This is a genomic window from Lacticaseibacillus parahuelsenbergensis (assembly GCF_030770265.1).
GTDB classification, from domain to species: domain Bacteria; phylum Bacillota; class Bacilli; order Lactobacillales; family Lactobacillaceae; genus Lacticaseibacillus; species Lacticaseibacillus casei.
Map to the genome: position 1 here is coordinate 2,015,197 of NZ_CP132482.1, position 19,773 is coordinate 2,034,969.

18 protein-coding genes are annotated in these 19,773 nt (G+C 50.1%); 4 read left to right on the top strand and 14 right to left on the bottom strand.

Features of this window, described 5'->3' with window-relative positions; genetic code table 11:
* Positions 1–161 precede the first annotated feature (161 nt).
* From LACPH_RS09450 to LACPH_RS09460, 3 genes are read right to left on the bottom strand one after another with little or no spacing between them, the layout of a single operon-like run.
* Positions 162–869 (bottom strand): LutC/YkgG family protein, encoded by a 708-nt coding sequence (locus LACPH_RS09450; protein WP_274784954.1) that lies wholly within the window; start codon positions 867–869, stop codon positions 162–164.
* Complete coding sequence (locus LACPH_RS09455; RefSeq protein WP_274784955.1) at positions 862–2,346, bottom strand: LutB/LldF family L-lactate oxidation iron-sulfur protein; 1,485 nt, start codon at positions 2,344–2,346, stop codon at positions 862–864. Before LACPH_RS09455 ends, LACPH_RS09450 begins: the two co-directional genes overlap by 8 nt.
* Positions 2,343–3,125 carry a (Fe-S)-binding protein gene (locus tag LACPH_RS09460; RefSeq protein ID WP_087912513.1) on the bottom strand — a complete coding sequence of 261 codons (783 nt, stop codon included), beginning with the start codon at positions 3,123–3,125 and terminating at the stop codon, positions 2,343–2,345. The genes LACPH_RS09455 and LACPH_RS09460 overlap by 4 nt, the downstream gene beginning before the upstream one ends.
* 660 nt (positions 3,126–3,785) lie before the next feature.
* On the opposite strand from LACPH_RS09460, the gene LACPH_RS09465 reads away from it, so the two are divergent.
* A complete protein-coding gene (locus LACPH_RS09465; protein ID WP_274784956.1) occupies positions 3,786–4,352 on the top strand; it encodes a hypothetical protein in 567 nt (188 codons plus the stop codon).
* A gap of 204 nt (positions 4,353–4,556) precedes the next feature.
* Here LACPH_RS09465 and LACPH_RS09470 read toward each other — a convergent pair whose 3' ends face one another.
* The 5 genes from LACPH_RS09470 to LACPH_RS09490 form a co-directional block, all read right to left on the bottom strand.
* Positions 4,557–4,889, bottom strand: coding sequence for a PTS lactose/cellobiose transporter subunit IIA (locus tag LACPH_RS09470; RefSeq protein ID WP_274784957.1), 333 nt, complete (start codon positions 4,887–4,889; stop codon positions 4,557–4,559).
* Between the two features lie 38 nt (positions 4,890–4,927).
* Entirely contained in the window at positions 4,928–6,028 is a 1,101-nt protein-coding gene (locus tag LACPH_RS09475) for a DUF871 domain-containing protein (protein ID WP_274784958.1), read from the bottom strand.
* Positions 6,029–6,118: 90 nt separating this feature from the next.
* Positions 6,119–6,529, bottom strand: a complete 411-nt coding sequence (locus tag LACPH_RS09480) for a DUF3284 domain-containing protein (RefSeq protein WP_274784959.1) — start codon at positions 6,527–6,529, stop codon at positions 6,119–6,121.
* Positions 6,530–6,590: 61 nt separating this feature from the next.
* Positions 6,591–6,755, bottom strand: coding sequence for a hypothetical protein (locus LACPH_RS09485; RefSeq protein ID WP_274784960.1), 165 nt, complete (start codon positions 6,753–6,755; stop codon positions 6,591–6,593).
* Positions 6,752–8,179: a PTS sugar transporter subunit IIC gene (locus tag LACPH_RS09490; protein ID WP_274784961.1), complete on the bottom strand. Its 1,428-nt coding sequence runs from the start codon at positions 8,177–8,179 to the stop codon at positions 6,752–6,754. Before LACPH_RS09490 ends, LACPH_RS09485 begins: the two co-directional genes overlap by 4 nt.
* 519 nt (positions 8,180–8,698) lie before the next feature.
* Between LACPH_RS09490 and LACPH_RS09495 the strand changes: the two genes are divergently transcribed.
* Positions 8,699–10,921: an alpha-galactosidase gene (locus tag LACPH_RS09495; protein ID WP_306386767.1), complete on the top strand. Its 2,223-nt coding sequence runs from the start codon at positions 8,699–8,701 to the stop codon at positions 10,919–10,921.
* A 62-nt stretch (positions 10,922–10,983) separates the two neighbouring features.
* Positions 10,984–11,727 carry a peroxide stress protein YaaA gene (gene yaaA / locus LACPH_RS09500; RefSeq protein ID WP_274784963.1) on the top strand — a complete coding sequence of 248 codons (744 nt, stop codon included), beginning with the start codon at positions 10,984–10,986 and terminating at the stop codon, positions 11,725–11,727.
* 321 nt (positions 11,728–12,048) lie between these two features.
* Here yaaA and LACPH_RS09505 read toward each other — a convergent pair whose 3' ends face one another.
* The 4 genes from LACPH_RS09505 to LACPH_RS09520 all read right to left on the bottom strand — a co-directional run bounded on the left by LACPH_RS09505 (position 12,049) and on the right by LACPH_RS09520 (position 16,439).
* Positions 12,049–14,628, bottom strand: coding sequence for an ATP-dependent DNA helicase (locus LACPH_RS09505; protein ID WP_274784964.1), 2,580 nt, complete (start codon positions 14,626–14,628; stop codon positions 12,049–12,051).
* Between the two features lie 40 nt (positions 14,629–14,668).
* A complete protein-coding gene (locus LACPH_RS09510; RefSeq protein ID WP_274784965.1) occupies positions 14,669–15,274 on the bottom strand; it encodes a hypothetical protein in 606 nt (201 codons plus the stop codon).
* A 148-nt stretch (positions 15,275–15,422) separates the two neighbouring features.
* Positions 15,423–15,977: a CPBP family intramembrane glutamic endopeptidase gene (locus tag LACPH_RS09515; RefSeq protein WP_274784966.1), complete on the bottom strand. Its 555-nt coding sequence runs from the start codon at positions 15,975–15,977 to the stop codon at positions 15,423–15,425.
* A gap of 240 nt (positions 15,978–16,217) precedes the next feature.
* Positions 16,218–16,439 carry a hypothetical protein gene (locus LACPH_RS09520; protein WP_306386768.1) on the bottom strand — a complete coding sequence of 74 codons (222 nt, stop codon included), beginning with the start codon at positions 16,437–16,439 and terminating at the stop codon, positions 16,218–16,220.
* A gap of 493 nt (positions 16,440–16,932) precedes the next feature.
* On the opposite strand from LACPH_RS09520, the gene LACPH_RS09525 reads away from it, so the two are divergent.
* Entirely contained in the window at positions 16,933–17,547 is a 615-nt protein-coding gene (locus LACPH_RS09525) for a WxL domain-containing protein (RefSeq protein ID WP_274784968.1), read from the top strand.
* A gap of 583 nt (positions 17,548–18,130) precedes the next feature.
* Here the strand turns inward: LACPH_RS09525 and LACPH_RS09530 are convergent.
* Together LACPH_RS09530 and LACPH_RS09535 are read right to left on the bottom strand one after the other, a co-directional pair.
* Positions 18,131–18,943: a PfkB family carbohydrate kinase gene (locus tag LACPH_RS09530; RefSeq protein ID WP_274784969.1), complete on the bottom strand. Its 813-nt coding sequence runs from the start codon at positions 18,941–18,943 to the stop codon at positions 18,131–18,133.
* A 599-nt stretch (positions 18,944–19,542) separates the two neighbouring features.
* Complete coding sequence (locus tag LACPH_RS09535) at positions 19,543–19,722, bottom strand: hypothetical protein (RefSeq protein WP_306386769.1); 180 nt, start codon at positions 19,720–19,722, stop codon at positions 19,543–19,545.
* Positions 19,723–19,773: the final 51 nt, after the last annotated feature.

Sequence of the window (19,773 nt, forward strand, 5' to 3'; positions counted from 1 at the left end):
CCGGTACAAATCGTTTCATCAGCAAGTATACCATATCCGCATGAACTGTCGCTTGGCTGCGAAAAGTGGCATAAACACCGCCGCACCAAAAAACGGCCACAGAGACAACTGCTGTCCCTAAGACCGTTTCATTCAGGCATCTCGCATTAACGAGCTACCTGCTACATATCTTCAACCACCAAATAAGTCATATCCAGCGGCCCGTGCACCCCAACAACCAACGTCATTTCAATATCGCCCGAGTTCGATGGCCCGGTGATGAAGTTAATGTTACTGGTCTGCAGTTCACCGGCTTTGATGGCGGCATCGTAACGATCCATCGCCTGCCGTGACCGTGGCAAAATGTTGCTTTTCTTAACAATGGCAAGATAATGCGTTGGCAAAAAGTGGAACCCGCGGCCCTGCCCAGACGTTGTCGCAATGGTAATGGTCCCGGATTCAGCCAGCAGGTAATCGGCAAAGCCAATTGCAACATCAGCCGCAGCCGCCTGCTTCAAGTTGAAGTCGCGGCCTTTTCCCGGCGTCCAATACATCGGCTTCGGCGCAACGGTTTCCGTCCAGTCACGCAGGCCAAAATCATCATACTGATCCGTTGTCGGCAGAATCAGCGTTTTCGGCGCGTCGTGTTCAATGTAGGCATTCAACGCATCCGCCAGCCCAGCCTTGTCCGTCGTGGAAAAAGTCACATGCACGGCCTCGCTATTTTTCTTGGCGATTGCTTCCAGCTCGTCTTGTGAATGGCCAGACAACGTGGTTTCCGGCAGATCATTCAGCGGCTCAAACGGATGATCCTGAAGCTGGTGGCGCGGGCGACCGGCTTTTTCGGCAATAGCATTTAAAAAGTCTTCGCGATTACTGTGATCAATCATGTTTTTGCGCCTCCAATGCTGCTTTGTGTTGTTTGAACCAGTGGCGGAAGTTCTCGTTCTTCTTCGGCGGCCGCGGCAAGTCACGCACATCGGTCCACCCGCGCGCCAGCTTTGGCATCATGCCGGTTTGTTTGATCCGGCCGCTGTTATATTCATTTTCAACGCTGCCTTGGTCTTTAGTGGCCAAAACGCCCATCATCGCATGATCCATATCAAGCGCCATGTTGAAGAGAACCGGCGCGCTGGTGCCGACACCGACCATTTTCATAATCTTATCGCTAAAACTATGATCCATCTTCAGCTTGTCCATCATGACTTCACGGTGCTTGATCAGCAGATGGTGCAGCGGAATGCGGACAGGGCAGGTTTCGGTGCAGGCGGCACAAAGGCTGGAAGCGAACGGCAAGTCGCCGAACTTTTCATAGCCGTCAAGCACTGGCGACAACACTGCGCCGATCGGTCCGGGGTAAATCGAGCCATAGCCGTGTCCGCCGATGTGACGATAAACCGGGCAGACATTGAGACACGCGCCACAACGGATACACTGCAGCACTGGTTCAAACGGCGTACCGAGCGCATTGCTGCGGCCGTTGTCGACAATGACCACGTGAAAGTCTTCGGGGCCGTCAGCTTCACCTTCGACTTGCTTGCCAGAGAAGGAACAGTAACTGGTCAGCTTCTGGCCAACCGCCGACCGCGACAACATGTTATCCAGCGTCTCGGCTTCCTTCAGACTCGGCACGATCCGTTCCATTCCCATCACAACCACCTGCGTCTTCGGGATAGCCATGGTCAGATCAGCGTTACCTTCATTCGTTACCAAATTAATCAACCCGGAGTCGGCGATGGCAAAATTACAGCCGGTAATCCCGAAGTCTGCCTGTAAGAAGTAACGACGCAGGTATTCCCGGGCAAACCGCGCCAGATGTTCCGGATCGTTGTCGCCTTCATAACCGAGTTTGTCAAAAATTTCTTTGACCTGATCGCGGTTTTTGGCCAATGCCGGAAAGACAATGTGCGTCGGCTCGGCCCAATCGTCTTCTTGCAGAATAAATTCTGCCAAATCGGTTTCCATCAACTGGGTGCCTGGAATCTTCAATAACTCCTTATCAAGATTAATCTCGGTGGTCACCATTGACTTGGACTTCACAATTTTATGTGCCTGCTTTTCCTTGGCGAGCTTCGTAATATACGCAGCCGCCTCTTTGTCGGTTTTGGCAAAATAAACGTGACCGCCACGCTTTTCGATGTTATCGCTAAATTCTTCCAGATAATCCGGTAAGTACTTAATGACATGTTGGCGAATCTGTTCGCCTAGATCCCGCCATTGCGGCCAGTTGCCGAGCTCCTTACGCGAGGCTTCCCGCTTGTCCCACTGGGCATCTTGCGACTTGGCGACACTGGCTTGCATGAATTTGTCTTGTTCTGATTCCTTAACCCGCTCCAAGAACGGCTTGTCACTGGTTGAAATACTCATGGCCGCACCTCCTGTTCGACCCCAAGCGGTTCATGGAATTTGATCCGCTCCGGATTAACATTGTGGTTCAAAACTTCCGCGATATGCATGATCTTGATCTTTTCATTTCGCCGGGAAAAACGGCCGGCAATGTTCATCAGACAAGACGGATCGGCTGAAATCAAAACCTGCGCGCCTGTGCTCAACACATCGTTGACTTTTTCATCAACCATTTGCTTGGAAATTTCCGGCTCCTTAGCAGAGAACATCCCGCCAAAGCCACAACAGTTTTCGATGTGCGGCAACGGTTCCATCTGCAAGTCCTTCACATGATCCAGCAGCTTAAACGGCGCCGTGCGCTCACCAAGTAACCGCGTCATGTGGCAGGAACGGTGATAAGTGGCCTTGGCATCCAATTCGGCTCCGGCATCGATGACATTCAGCACGCGATATAGAAATTGGGAAAATTCGTACGTCTTGTCCGCGACTTGCTTAGCCTTTTCCGCATATTCGGGATCATCCTTTAACAAAATCCGGTATTCCCGCAACATGTTCACACAAGAACCGGCTGGCCCGACAATATAATCGGCGTCCACCGACAACAACGCATCGATTTCGTTGCGGAACACCTTCTGGCTGGCTTTCACATAGCCAGAGTTATAGGTTGGCTGACCGCAACAAATCTGTTTGACCGGCATAAACGTTTCACACCCAAACCGCTCAAGCACTTCGGTCATCGCCGCCCCGACATTGGGAAAGAAAAGATCCACGATACAGGTGGAGAAAATAACGACTCTCATAATGCACCTCCCATATTACAATGATTCCAATTTAACTATACACCAGTGGCGCTAAATGCAACACCGAAAACGCTTCCAAAATGGCAAATTGTTATTTTGTGATCAAGTTTTCCTGCCAAGACAGTCGGCAAACGCCTTGGCCATACCGCGTTATTGTGACATACGCCACTTAGGTTAAAGCCAGATTCGGCCTAGCCTTATGCCGTTTTTATCGTACAACGCTTATGCAATTATAAGCAATGATTGGTTGTGGTCAATTCAATGATATAAAATCACAATTATTTAAATGGCGCTGGTCGTGTCGAGGATGGTCAGCACTTTAACTTTTTCCAAGTTGATGACCTCTTTTCCTCTGTCAAAATCCCTGTTCCTCTGTTGCATCCATTTCTAAATCAGGACGAGTATAGCGGGTTGTTCCGATCGAGCCACATGAAGACACTTGGGATGTTGGGTGTTAACGATCACTAACTTTTTTGCGCGCAATATTCGTTTCTTTTACAATAATATCGATTTTGACGAACAGACTTGCATATTTTCCCTGTTCCACATTGATATATCAATGTTTCCCGATGTTTCACGGCCTTGATTTTTTGTCTAAAAGGACTAACATTAAAGGTGAGTTAGGTTTACCTAAAATAACTCAAAAATGGAGGCGGGTTTATGCGTAAGCGATATAGGGCAACGTTGCGGGCACTTAACTCGGATTGCATTGGCCGCCAAGCGCACGGATTTGCAAATTTTGAGGTCACCGATGATGACGCTTTGCAAATCCGAATCGAGATGTTCAATACGCCAGCGGATATGAACCATATGGCAGTATTGGAAAGTACCGGATCGGATGCGCCGGTAGTGCCGGCCACTAGCGCCCAAGACAAGAATCATGACGGTGTGGTTGACGAAGAAGAAGCCGAGCAAGTTTCCGGCAAGGTTTTTGTGCCGCTCGACAATGCACCGGATAAGCTGAAACTGGTCGGCAGCAAATATCCCGAGGCCGATGACAATGGCTTCTACATTTATCAACAGCGCGTCGTCGTATCCGCGCTGCGCGACCAATTGCGCAAGCGTTATGGCCGCGACGTGCTCAACCTCGACAACACGGTTATCTATGTCAACGGCGTGCAAAGTGATGTTATTCTGCCCAAGACCGTGGCAAGTGATCTAGACGAAAGCAAGCCATATCTTACTTTGCCGATTGCGGTTGGTAAACTGCGGAAAGTTATGGGTTAATTCCTTTCCTGACTAGCAATCGAGTTATCGTGTCCTACACGTTAATTTAAAAAGACTGGAACAACGCGCCTGCTGAGTTCTCAGGTGTGCGTTGCTCCAGCCTTTTGCTGAATAGTGATTCGATTTATATTACCATGTTGCTACTTAATGAGGCCTAACGCGCTATCTTCCTGGACATGAATGATACTTCACGTACCACTATTGTTAATCAGTCACTGCGGTTACTTCCGCCAAGCGCTGATACACCGCCACGACTTCGCCAGCTAAATCGCGAAACGTGATCGCATTCATTAAATGATCCTGAGCGTGTACCATCAGCAACGAAATCGCCGCATGCTCGCCGCTTGCCTCGGCCGTTAGCAATTCGGTCTGTACATTGTGAGCCGTCACCAATGCTTCATCAGCCAATTTCAAATGAAGATCAGCTTCACTGAAGTTGCCGGTTTTCGCTGCCTGAATGGCTTCAAAGGCCTCACTTTTAGCGTTACCACCGGCCATAATCAAGCCCATAATCGTTTCTTCGTTTACTTCATGCATAAATTTAATTTCTCCTCGGATTAATCTTGAATAAGTTGCTACTTGGCAACACGTTTTAGCATAAACGTCCGCCATGGCTTCAACAATGGCAACAATGTCAAATCTTCATCGGTCAGTTGGCCGATTTTATTGCGGCGCCCATCGTTGGGCAGATCACGCAACACGATTTGCAACTCACCTGCGTAACGCTTGTAAGTTTCATTGACCACCACGACATCCCCGCGGCGCAAGGTTCCGGTGGCATCGTGTGCAGGAAGCGGTTGCCCGGCGTAACGCACACGCGGTTGGGTATCGCGAATCAGGTAGTCAGACGCATCGCCGCGATACAGGTGAGCTTCACTGAACGCAATTTTGGCCTCGAGATCCGCAAGCGATGGCTCAGTGGTCATCCGCAATGTCGGATAAGGACAAAAGAATGCCAATGCCGCTGCTTTTAAATCGGCCTCACTTGCCAGTGCATTGCCAATGAGGACGTCATCAATCACTTCGGTTAAGCGCAGATGATGTACCTGACTGGCAATCGAGCGGTGACGGTCACTTTCCAATGTCGGCAAGCCTTCGCTGACCGGCCACGGCCCGTGATCCGCACTCGGCGCACTGATAAAAGCCGCTGTTCGGAGTCCATACCGGCGAAACTTTTGGGAATAGGCGATCATCCGGTCGTCGCCTAAGCCAGTGTATTCTTGCGGATAAAAGTTGTGACAACCCAGTAAGTTCGACCGCCGCGGACCAAAGGACATGATCGCATCAATTGCATTCGTCCCGGCACTCATGTTGAGTTCGATTTTCAGACCGTATTGATTATGCGTCATCAAGGCTTCTTCTTGACCGGTGAAGCCTTCATCAAGACGCAAGCCCCAAACGCCTAAGTCATGGAAGAAACTCAGGTCATGATAGTCAATGCCCAGTTCTTTAAACAGCGGCGGCGCAATATCGACAATGGTTTGAAAACCGAGTTGATTGGCCTTGGCCACCACGGCTTTGAAGACCGCAAGCTGATCGCGACCGTGATCCCCTGACAGTTGTAGCAGTGACGTGAAAAGCCGGCGGTAACCGAATTGCTGCGCAGTTTCTAAATAGGCAGTTGCCTGCGCGACCGTTGTTTGTTCCGGATAGAGGCTGATGCCAAGTTTGCCCATAGTTCCTCCTTTTAGCGTTTGTTGCGCGTGATCTTTCAGCGATTATGGCACAAAAGATCTCGCTCCATTTTACAGTGACTAGTTAGGCCCTCAGGTAGCACACATCTGGCGGGCCATTTTTTTAAAGCGCCGTTTGCGGAACCAGCCGAGCAAAAACCCACTGGCACGATTATTGGCGGCACCGCGCGCACTTTTGGCGACAAGTGACTCTTCATAGACGAGCCGACTTTTACCGCTTTCCAGTGGGGTTAACTGATAGCGGACTTTAAAATCATCCCGCGGCGTTGCCAATTCATACGCATAGACTGAATTAGGTTCGAACTCGGTGATGGTCAACCGTGCCGTGCGTCCATTCGGCCAATTTTTGGCATAACTGTATCCGCGCAGACTTTTAGGCAACGGTTCACGCCCGGTGTGCTGGCGAATATCGGCTAAGGCAGATTGTTGCAATTGATTGAAAAAGACGTTCGGTGCCACCGGTAAATTCATAATAATTTTCATCTTGGCCTCCTTTTGGCACGATGCAGCGTGGTGAATCAACCCAGATCGTGACTGCGTTAATTTATTTTGTTTTAACCAGACCGACGTACCTGCGCGTGCAGAAAATGGTGGCGATGACGCCTAGAAAACAGCCGCCAATGCGCCATGGTGTCGGCATCAACGCGCTGAAAACGATGATTGCCATACTAATGTTAATTAGAATTAGCGCGGTGGTTGCGGTTTTCAAATCGCATCACCTTCTAGGTTGCGATCGTCATCGGTTGCTTCTTTGGTTTTTTCTACTGGCGGTTCGGTCATGTGCAGTTCCGGATCCAGCTTATTGGCAGCCTTGACGAACGGTACATAAATCAGGAAGCCGATGACCATATTCACGGCTTGCAGAATCGGTGCGCGCCAGTCCATGGTAGCGATGATTGAGTTCACAAACGGTGGCATGGACCACACGATTTGGTTCTTAACCGGCGATACCCAGCCCAACATGTGTGCACCATATGCGATTGAGACCATGACAACCGGTGCCGCGATGAATGGAATGAAGTAAATCGGGTCGAGCACAATTGGCAGCCCGAACATCACTGGTTCGTTGACGTTAAAGCAGCCAGGCGCAATTGAGAGTTTCGCCACGGTGCGCTGATCGTCACGCTTGGAGAACATGAGGATGGCAATCAATAATAGTAAGGTACTGCCGGCCCCACCGATCCATGCATACAGATCGAAGGCGTTACGGGTCCAGACAAACGGCAGTGCTTCGCCTTTCATGAATGCATTCATATTGGCGATTTGGGCGGTTAGCCAGATCGAGTCCAAAACCGGGCCCAAGACGTTGGTGCCGTGGAGACCGAAGAACCAGAAAATCTGCACCAGTAACGTCATCAATAACACAGCCCAGAAACCTTGGGACATGTTCAAAAGTGGTTCCTGAACAATCGTGGCAATGAACTCGATGACGGTGGTCTTGTTGACGCTGAACAGGTAATTCACAACGCCGGCCAGGTATAACGCGGCGGTCGCGGGAATGATCCCGGTGAATGCCTTGGCAATGGCTGGCGGTACCGATTCCGGCATGCGGATCGTAACGTTTTTCTTCATTAACCAGATGTAGAGGGTCATGGCAAGGGCGCCCATGATCATGACGGTAAAGAAACCATAGGAGCCGAAGAACTTGTTGAAGTTGAAGAAGCCCCACATGCTGACGTTCTTGCCGTCTACAACGCCACCAGCATCGGTGATGAGTTTAGTCGCGCCCTTACCGAGCGTCCCTTTTAACGCTAAGGTGAAGTTTTGCGGCAGGCTCATGATGAACGTGCCGAGAACAACGATCCCCCCGGTCACCGGTTCTACTTGGTACTGAACGGCTAGGTGGTACCCGAACGTAAAGGCGAATAGCAGGCCTAAAATGGCCAGGGTTCCGGTCCACACCATGGCGTTGATGCCGATGAGCCATTGCATGCTGTCGACGATTCCCATCCACTTGAACTGGGTCGGGATGTCCCGAATTAAAACGTTCAAGACGGTGGATACCGCGCCGGCCATCATCGCCGGCATGATCGCGATAAACGCGTCACGTAATGCGACTAACCAGCGAATCGATCCAATCTTTGCTGCTACCGGGACAATATGCCGGTTCAGCCAACCAATAAATGCATTCATACTATGCACTCCCTTCAAAAATTTTATAATGTCGTTATTAGTGCTTAACTACAATTAAAATTCTACGGGAGTGCCCGATGGCGGGTCAAAGATTATAGTAGTTATTGTTTATAATTTTTATAAGCAAAATGTTTGACTTTATCAACAATGATTTCTGGCAGAGGGCGTTAGTAATGATCGCGCTGCTGCACTGTGCGGTCCTTATTGGAATTATCAGTTCGCAAAGATCCCAAGCTGGCGGAGCGGCGATGGGCTCAGTGGTGCAATTGTACTAGCCGGGCGGTCTTCCCGGCGTAGTACAAGGCCGAGCTTTAAGACTCAGCCCGGTTTTGCTGAGGCTTAAAGTCGTGCCCACCACGTTCCAGCCCAATCGCCGCGTAGCCAGCTTGGCGTATCGGGAGCCACTTAGTCATCGCAGAATCTCAAAATGTCAACCATTGTTTGGCTAAGGATGCCAAGCAAATCACCGGCCGTTTGCTTATAATAGATTAAAACCAGAGATTTCTCAGGAGGTTCCCCATGGCAAATATTGAATATGATCCGCAACGCCAGCTTTTTCACCTGCATAACGCCACTTTTAGCTACATTATTCAGGTAATTCGCGGGTACCTTGTGAAGCGTTATTGCGGTTTGGCGCTGGAACAGTTTTCGGGGACGGCGAAGCTGGAAGATTTCAGCCATGCGTTTAACATTCAAAATGATGCCGCGCCGTTTTCGCTGACGACCCTGCCGCTTGAATACAGCACGCTGATGGGTGGCGACTATCGCACGCCTGCTTATGCCGTGCGGAATGCACATGGCCAGTTGATCGGCAATCTCAAGTTTCACGATTTTCAGATTCTGGCCGGTAATGAAAACTTTAACGGCACGCTGCCGACTGCGCGGACGCCGCATGGTCAGACGTTGATTATTACCATGCATGATGAAACCGATACGTTGGCGGTTCACCTTAAGTACACGATTGTCGGCGATCTGCCGGTGCTGCTGAAGCAAGTGGCTTACCGCAATCTGAGTGACAACACCCTGACGATTACCCATGCTGCCAGTCTTCAGCTTGATTTTGACGATCATGCGTACGACCTCATTACCTTGACCGGCGCACATCTGAGCGAGGCCAGCGTTACTCGTCAACCGTTGACACCCGGTAAAAAATCAATTGCCAGCAATTATGGGGCGAGCGGACCTCAAGGCGTGCCGGCAACGATTTTGGCGGCACCGGCGACCGATGATTTTGCGGGTGAGGCGCTGGGGGCTACGCTTTTGTGGAGTGGCAATTTTAATTACACGGCGCAAGTAGATCAGTTTGGCAATAGTCGCCTGGTGATGGGCTTGAATCCGGAACTCTTTTCCTGGCAGCTTAAGCCCGGTAAGCCGTTTGTCACTCCCGAGGCTGCGGTTGCGTATACGACTAAAGGCCTGAATGATCTGAGCCATATTTTCCATCAATTCTTCGCCAATCACGTCATGCCGGTGCCGCGACAGAATCTAATTGAATATAACACGTGGGAATCGACTTATTTTGACGTGAGCGAAGCCAAGGTGCTGGCGGAGATTCCCAAGGCGGAGGCGCTGGGCGTTGAACTGATCGTGGTGGACGATGGCTGGTTTAAAAATCGCCCCAACGATGCTGGCCAGCTCGGTGATTGGGTGCCGGATCCGGTTAAGTTTCCACGCGGCTTGCGACCAGTTGCCGATGCCTTGCATGCGCGGGGGCTGGCGTTCGGCTTGTGGGTCGAGCCGGAAATGATCAGCGAAAATAGCGAACTGTATGCGGCACACCCGGATTGGGCCATGCAATATGTCGGGCAAAAGCCGCTGCGGTCGCGTAATCAATTGGTGTTGGACCTCAGTCAGCGCATCGTGCAGGATCATTTAATTGCCGTGTTGACTGACTTGGTCCGCACGAATCACATCGACTATCTAAAATGGGATTACAATCGCCACTTCAGTCAGCCCGGCAGCCCGGTTTTGCCGCCGGATCAACAAGGTGAAGTGGGTTACCGTTATACTCGCGGCTTGTATCGCGTGTTGAAAACGTTACGCGCCACTTTTCCTAAGCTCATCATCGAAAACTGCTCTTCCGGTGGTGGTCGGTTGGATGGCGGGATGCTGGCGTACACCGATCAGACGTGGACCAGCGATTTCACCGATCCGGTTTATCGCATGAAGATTATGAACGGTTTTTCGTTATTCTTCCCGCTTAAAACGTTTGTCTCCCACTTTACGATGTCACCCAACCTGCAGGATTCGCGGGTGACGCCGCTGCGAACACGGGCGCTGCTGAGTCTGGTCGGTGTGACTGGCATTGAATGTCCGCCGAGCCAACTCAGTCCGGCTGAAGCCGCAGCGGTCAAAGCGAGCTTTGCCTTTTACAAAGCCAATCGTGCCGAATTGCAAAATGGCAGCCTTTATCGCCTCCATCCCAGCCATCCGAATCAGGATCAGGTCTGCTGGCTCATCACCGACGAGGCGAAAACCAAAGCCATCGTTCTGACATCAGCTGGGGTCATTGCGCCGATTCCGCACTATCAGCATGTCCTGCTGCATTATCTGCGCCCGACCATGTCGTATCAGATTAACGACAAAAAGACCGCAACCGGTGCAGAGCTAAATTTTGCCGGCGTGACCTTGCCGCTGGCGCATGGCGACTTTTCCGCAACCTTGATGACGTTGCAAGCCGTCAGCCATCTGCCGCAAACAACGACACAAGCGAATGGTGATATTGCTAAGCTGCCATTTTAAAGGTTTCTTTGCTGCCATTTTTTGAAAATGGCTCATCCTACTTAGAAAGTTTGGTTTTCTCTATGAAGTTCATCATTGCACCGGCCAAGAAAATGGTGGTTGCCCAAGACGATTTCCCGGTCCAGAGCCAGCCGCAGTTTCGTGATCAGGCCGCAGCATTGCTTAAGCGGATGCAACAACTTTCTCAAGCGGAAATGCAGGCGCTGTGGCAAACCAGTGACCGCCTGACGCAGGAGGCTTATCAACAGTTGCAGACAAGTGACGTCACGCGCCAGCAGTCACCGGCAATTTTCAGCTACGTCGGCATTCAATACCAATACATGGCACCTGATTTATTAGATGATGCGGGTTTGGCCTACATTCAGCAACATCTGCGCATTTTGTCCGGCCTGTATGGCATTCTGCGACCATTCGACGGCATTGTCCCTTACCGTCTGGAAATGCAAACGCGCTTGGCCATGCCGCCTTACCGTCACTTATACGATTTCTGGGGCGATCGGCTTTATCAAGCGCTGGCAGCCATCCCCGGCCCGATCATTAACTTAGCCTCCGATGAATACGCCAAAATCATCCGCCCTTATTTACAGCCGGATGACACCTTCATCGACGTCCGCTTTGCTCACTTAGTTAAGGGCAAGCTCAAAACCCGTGCCACTTATGCCAAAATAGCCCGCGGGGAAATGATCCGCTATGCGGCGATGCATCAAGTTTCGACAGTCGCGGAATTGACGCAGTTTGATTCGCCGACTTATCGTTACGACCCGGAGCGTGCGACGGAAACGGAATTGGTTTTTGTGGCGAAATAGGCCATGGCGTGCACAAACGAGTTGATAAACTAAAGGACTGCTGTGTATTGTCAAATGATTTGGCAATATGCGGCAGTCCTTTGTCTGGTTCATTTATATTCTTGAGAATGCGATCAAATTCCAAGTGCCAAGGCGGAGCAATCGTAGGCGGTTTGGGGCTCAGCAGTGGAATTGTTGTTGGTGGGGCGCTTTTTGCCCCGCCTACAACAAGGCCGAGCTTCGAAACCGCGTACTTTGCGGGTTCGAAGTCGTGCCCACAGCGTTCCAGCCCCAAACTGCCGGAGATTGCGGAGTTTGGCACGACACATTTTTAAATCAGTATCAACGTTCCCCTGTCGCCTTTTTCATCGGCAACTTAGTAGTTTCCAGAACAACCTGATTAAGAATATCCAACTGCTCGGCATACCGCACCGCAAATGGCTGGATGGCGGCTTCGGGTTTGGCGGCGGTGACGGCAGCGCGCGGCTGAATGCCTTGGTGCCGCTGATGATCCAGCCAGGCCAGGATCTGTTCGAACGTGAAACGACTGAACGTGTCCACCGTTAATTGCCCGGAAAGCAGACTGCCGAGCAGGTCGTGGCGCGAGTCAATCGGATATATTTTGGTGCGCGCCAGCAAGACTCGGAAATCGCCAAAAAAGATAAACTGCGACTGCGTTCGCGTCAGCGCTGTATAAAAACTCTGCGCATTTAGCATGTGATCCGCGCCGTTGACGATCGCAATCACCGTATCGGCTTGACCACCCTGCGCCTTGTGCACCGTAATCGCATACGCCAGCGTCAAGGCACGCGGTACACTGCCAAAACTGTAATAACAATATTGATCGCCGACTTGAACCACCAGAAAATGCCGCTTGGGATCGATATGTGCCACAACACCCGTATCGCCATTCGCCATGATCGTCTCACGCCAGCGCTTCGTTCCGAATTCATCGGTTTTCTGGAGGCCATTTTCACCTAACACAGCGCGGCGTTCCCAGGTTTTCGGGTCAACCAAGGCCACATGTTTGTCATTTTTCAGAATCATCACTCGGTCGTTAAGACGCAGGTGGTGTTTTTGATTGGTCACCGGATCAACGTAGCTGCTGACGTACTCGGGCTCGCCCGCCTTGGCAGGGTTAACCAACGCCTGCAGTTCCGCATTAAACCGCAAACGCCCGGTCGCACCGATGTTCTTGTTGACTATCAGCAACTGCGAATCCGGCAGGTGGCCATGCTTGGCAAGCGCCTCTTGATACGCTTTGATGCCGGCGTCGAAAACCCGGCCTGCATCGCGCTGATTGTATAGCGCCACATTACCACTCACATATCGATCGTCATCCGGCCCAAAAGGCAACGCCAACCGATCACGAATGCGGTTAGCCAGCGCCAACACACCTGACTGGCTGTCCTGCCGATAAACCCGGGTCAGCGTCGTTGCCGCGACGTGCTCATCTGCCAGACAATCCTTCAAAAAGTTTCCCGGACCAATCGGCGGCAACTGAAACACATCACCCACGAACAGGACGTGCGACTTCTTGAAGTTCACATTTTTCAACACCGTATACGCAAGCGGCGTCGTTAACATCGAACTCTCATCCACAATAATCAACCGCGCATCGCCAAACGTCTCCCAGTCAGCCTCAGAATCAAACCGATCGAGTTCTTCACCAGGCAAAAGATGCAGATACGCGTGAATCGTCGCCGCCGGTTCGTGAGTATAGCGCGCCAGCACCTTTGCTGCGCGACCGGTTGGCGCCAGCAGCACACTTTTTCCTTTAGCCTGCGCATTGAAAAAGTGCACCAGCAAGTTCGTCAGCCAGGTTTTCCCAGTGCCGGCACTGCCATTGAGCACACTTAATCCATGTTGGTTAACGTTTTGAAAAGCGGCCCGCTGCTGATCGTTGATGACCAGCTGGTGGCGATCCAGAAACTTATCCAATTTTTCATCCAGTTCCGCTGGCTTAATCAAGGGTTCGGCCGTTTTCTGCGCCACGGCCATGATCCTGGCCACCGAACCTTCTGTCGCAAACATGTCGCAACTGGTGACCAGATCGTATTGCTCGTTTAACAAAAAGCCATACGCCAACGCCTGTTTGGGATCAGCAAACATGGTTAAGTCATCCGTACTGACGCCCAATAAGGTAGCCGCCTGCTCCTTAAACCAAGTAATCGTAATGTAAGTCAGTCCCTGCGTCAGGACCGCGGTCCGAAAAATATATTGCAGCCCCGCCGCGAGTCGATGTGGATCATTCGGCGCCACCCCGCGACTTTTTGCGAAGGCATCGACCTTCTTGAACTCGAGTTGCGCCACCTGCATCAAAACATACGGATTGGCATCCACGTGTTGCATGGCCAACTCGGCATCTTTATACGCCAACCAGATTTTTTCGTACGTCATGGAACTGAGCGCTTTGCCCCAGTGGTTCGCCAACACCGCGACTTCAAGTTTGCCGCGAATGGCAGTAGCAATTTTTTGAATCGTCGCCGGCCCAACGCCGGGAATTTTCGCTGTCTTAATCTCATCTTTTGAAAAAAGGGTCAAAATCGGCGCGTCATCCGCAAAATAATCGTGCAGCCGGCGCAAAACCGTGGGCTGATGTACCAGCAGCGTGTCGATCAGCTGCCACTGCCGCCGCGGTTCTTTGGGCAAGCCAAAATGCAGCCGCGCAACCTTATAGGAAGGTTTGCGATAACGCAGGGAATCCGCGTCATCATAAACCAAGTCAGCCGTGATGATGGCCCGGCGATTGTAATAGCCCATATCGCCAGTCACAGTGACTTCCTGCGTCAGCGTCATTTTCAACTTAGGATTCGAATTTAAAATTCGCATGGCATACACTTTATAATCGCTGCTATCGCTGTTAAAAAGTAACTTGATAATCTGCAGGTCGACATTTTCATAAACTTGGGCTTGCTCCACGGTACACCAGCCTCCTTTCAATTAGATTTCGCAGTGATTGTCACAACTGCATTCGTAGCTTGGTCGTTTCATGGGTGGCATCACGATCCAGTTTGGTGGCAATGCGAAACCGAAAGTCAGGTGGCAGTGACTGGAGTTGTTGTTGCGCCCATTGCTGGAGAAATGTGGCTTGATGGCGCGGTTGGTAGAACACTAAGTCACGCCGGTGGGTACTGTAAACCACCACATCTTGGCGTTCATGCTGCGCCGCCCACTGCAACGCCGCCACCAACGCGACCAGCCCAGCGGAAGGAACGTAGAAATTACGCGCCGGTTTATAATCATCCGGCGTCAACTCAGCATTGGCTGGCGCATCGGCATACGCCAGCTCCTTAATCGCATCATCCAAAAATTGCGTATGCCGCACTAATACGTGGTCCGCTGCATCGGTTACCTTGATGCCAAACCGATTGCCATTCAAATCATTCATCCACGCCAAATAAGCCTTCGTCTGGGCGGGAAAATCCGCCTTCTCGGCTTCTTTTTGAAGATTCGCCATCCCGCGCTGCAGCAAAACACCTTTTGCCGTCACGCCATTCGGCAATTTGATCAGCTGCTGGTGCTCAGGCGATGTTTGATCGGGTTGTTCATGCTTTTCTGTCATCATTGCCTCACTTCTCAATAAGCTTACCTGCGCAGGCGGTGGGATGCAAACGGGATTAAGGCAGTTTTTGAATTAATAGTCTGAAAATATGTAGTGATCTAAGAACCCTGAACAACTCAGGAGCTTAAAGTACTTCTTAGAAAAGTACTTCTTAGAAAAGAAGGATTATTAGTGTTCCGACGATATTATTAAGAACGTGAAGGACAATGGTGTTCTGCAGCTTACCGGTTTTTGAATAGACAGTTGCAAATACAATGCCAGAAAAGGCGTATACCAAGAAACCAAAGACGGTATCGGTCGCATGAACCGCGGCAAACAAGCCGGCACTTAACAATGTTCTAAGCACGATTCTATTTGGGCTAAAAAACAAGTTGAAAACAACGCCTCGGAAAATCAACTCTTCCGTAATCGGTGCGATTAGAATTATTTCAACAATAAGCAGAACCGTGACTGTCCAGTTAGCGTCCATAAAAGATTCTCTAATCATTTGGTTGTTAGGCGTTTCTGACTGATGGTAAATCAGATCGTTTAAAGCCAATAGCCCTTCGTCCGCGATTACAGTAATGACATATCCACCAAGAATGTACCAAATGTCGCGAAGCTCAACCTTTTGTATCATTCTTCTCCGCGTATATTTAAAGACAATCCGATACGTAATGTAAATGACGACCGCACTTGACAAAATAAATGCAGCGGCCAGCATCATTGATGACGAGATCCTTAGTATGTTTGGCATGATCTCTAAGAAGATCGAAGGAACCTGCCACAAAAAATAAAGTAATACAACGTACGCCATTCGTTTAACCAGAGAATCTTTGCTGCTATTCACAAATTATCACAGTCCTTCACTATTTTTTGAATAAGCTGTTGATCGTCAGAGTGAGCGATCCATGAATCGACCCACGGATTTTTGCCAGCTTTCCATTTCTATCAAAACTTCTTGTGGTCAGTGCAACTCATCGCAAAATTCATTTTCAGAATCACCAAACTGACCGGCCATCAATTTGCCGACAGTTTCCCATGCATCATTAATTACATCATCAGTATCTTCAAATTTAATCCCCTGTCTGTCAGCCCACTCCCGTCGATTGATGGTCCCAAGAAGATCAAGTATGCGGGCAGCTCCGGTCAAAAAGTTACAAAAGCCACTGCGATTAATTTTCAACATCTGAGTTCGTCCCGCCTCCCTTTTCAGCCGTAAAATCAGTCTACCATATGGCGTTTTTAAATCGGCCTATTTTGCCTGAGCCAATTTCCAAACGTGCTTTTTCGGTGTCCTTTTCTCGAACAGACTGAATTCTCGACTTGGCAACATTCTTTTTGACTCGGCTCACATGTAAACGCCATGTTTCTCAGCGGCAATCTTTAGTCGCACGCCAGCATTCCATCACTTTTTTAATAAATCTGCGAATTTGTTCTTGTTTCTCACTGCAAGTCGCAATTTTTGACAATTATTTTACCAAATTTGAGACAATTAACGGCTTTTTTGCGCTGTTCAGTTTTAATCTCCATCATGGTTTGCAGAAAATTGCTGCTAGACCGGTTTTGGGTAATTATTCACAATATTAACGAAACAGATTAATTAACTTAACAAGTATCTTGCATACAATTAAAAGTGTTCCAGAAAGTTTTTCATTTTGACATTGTCTGGGGGGACTTTTATGTCAAAGAAACGTTGGATCAGCGGAATCACTTTTGCTGGCCTTCTAGTAGGGAGTTTGACAACCGGCTCCGTCGTTTTAGCTGCAGACGAAGATACCGGAACGACTAATACGTCAGTCACAGTAACCGGTGGCACCATTGGGCTTTCCGCACCAAGCGCGCTCGCTTTTCCAGGTGTCACGGTTGAAAGTATTGTAAAAGGCAATTTGAATGACCCAGTTACCACTGCTGATAGTTCACTGCTGACGGTGAGCGATTTTCGCGGTACCGGCGCGGGCTATACGGTTTCGGCAAAAGAATCGCCGATTACGAATGGTAGTGGTGCGACATTGAAAGGCGCCTTTGTTCAAATGGTGCCGGACACTTTGGTAACGCCTAACGCTGCGGCACCAGCATGGACAAAGTCGGTTGATTTGGCAACAAGCGATCAGCCGCTATTTGCGACCGGCACGGGCCAGGACGGCGGCGGGATCACGAGTTATGACCTCAACAAAGTCACATTGGACGTACCTGAGGATAATGATGTTAAAGCTGGCAATTACAGCGGCGTGATCACCTTTACACTGACACCCGGCCAGCCGGCACAAGCCGCAACGTCCAATCCAGTTCCGTAAAAACGCGACCGCAACGACTGATTAATGAAGGGATAGACGTTTAGTCACGCCCATTCCCCCCGATGATCTGCCTTGAACAGAAGGGAGGTGGTCACCGGCGACCGCAATGCATCAATATTTTAAAGCAGGCGCGGGGCTGATCCTGATCACGTCAGCCAAACCCGCCTTTGAGACCGCAATCGACCTAACTGTTGGTAAAGGTTTAGGGTAAACTTTCTCACATTTCCTCTGGACCGCCGAATCGGCTTTGGGGAGCCGAGGATGGCCATGGGGTTTTAGGAACAAGATTAAAATAGTTAAGTTAATGCTCAGCTTAAGGTTGGCCACCCGCCTTCCTCCGTGGCTGCCAAGTTGCGACAAAAGTTAGATCAAGACTAACACGCCGTCAACAGAACTTGGTCAGGCCACGACTGAGACGCTCGCAGTCTATATTGATCAAATCTAAAAATGATCACAGACTAACCACGTCAAGCTACAAAGGAGCCGCCGATTACAAGTCGGCGGCTCTTTCGTCTGCACAAAGATATTTAAAGGTCAGTCTGGAGGAAATTTTACGTAAATAAACACGTCCACACTCGCGGCGTCACGCAATCAACGCCGCCCCATGCCCAAACGACCCTGGCACACGCACCTGTGCCGACGAAAACTTCGTCGCATGACTCAACGACTCCGAAACTTTCGCATCAAGTGTCGGCTTTTTCGAGGAATATAGCGTAGCCGCAAACGAAGTAATATACGCATCCCCTGCCCCTAACGCATCCACCGCTTTAACGCCAAGCGCCTGCTGCCAAGACATCGTATCCTTGACCAGCGCCGCCGAGCCGCGAAGTCCCCGCGAGCAAACCACCTGATCGCAACCAGCTGCCGCAACCCGCCGGCACAGAGCCTCCACATCATCATCAGACTTGGCTTTCCCGGAAAGATACGCAAGGTCAATCTGCGGCGCAATTTTTTTGAACACACGATCGTCATCAATCGTTGAAAAGTCATAAATTTTAGGCGCCGTGATGGCTGACAAAAAGGCATCCGCACCACTTTCATTATTCAAGTAAACCAAATCAAAAGTATTAATGTACGCGATATCATCAGGGCTCAACTGAAGCTCCTGAACCGGTTCGCCAACTGTTTTCTGGCGTTTGCCGTCACTGAGTCGCATGGTCGTGAAGGCATTAGGGCCGTCGTACTGCAGCGAATGGCTAATATCGACACCCAGCTCACTAAGCGTTCGCCGCGCAAAATCTCCGCGCGCATCATTACCAAACGTGCCAAGGTAAGCAGCCTCAAGCCCCATCATAGTAGCAAAAACGGCCGTATTGGCAGCATGACCGCCAAGAAACATCTTCTTGTCCGCTGGATAAAGGTCAACGACATTGTCTCCGATCGCGATGATTTTCAAGAGTCTTTCCTTCTTTCCCACACGAAGCGACATTGGTTGTGTCAGTGCAAGGATAACTGGCAATAGCACTACTAAAGCAAGTTTACCACAGGTTGTTAGGGAGGCGGCTTGCTTCGTGATAACAAAAACGATAACCGGAAGCCCTCCTCTAAGTGGAACGGACGACGGGTAGCCATGCAGTGGCCTCATCCACCCACACGCCCGTCAGTTGCAGCGGGTGAAAAAAATAGCCGTATCCCGTGGCCGGGATACGGCTATTGTGCTCTCATGACTATTAGAATTCTTTGTCTTGTCGCGACAAATATAGTATCACGAGATTTCAAATAGATCAATTTTCGGGGATGTAAAAGTGGACATTTTTGGGAGAACAAAAACAACGGATCATTGGGTGCTGCTGAAGAACTCGATAAAATGCAAGTTAGGTAGTTGTGTGGTCTTCAATCCCACTTTTCAGCATATATTCGCCATAATGTGGCGTTCTAATCCCATATAAGCAGTAAATGTTAACTTATTGTGGTGATCTGTGTTCCAAAGAAGACTTTTCTAACAGTCTTGCTCATTGCCATCCTTTTTAATGGCTTATCAAATTTTGTGGTAACCTACCTTGTTCGCCGATAACCACTGATGAGATAAGTGGCAGCGCTGGCGATGACGAGCGTGAAGCCAAGGAGGCCGCTTGCTAGATTGTTCGCGACTTTGGCAGGTGTCAACCACCGAACAAGTATCAACGTTGCTATCAATAGCAGGCTTCCAGCTAATTTCCAATTTTTTCTAACCATCATCCACCGTCCTAACTGCCAGCCGCTGATCGTTGGCTATCAGTTTATTTA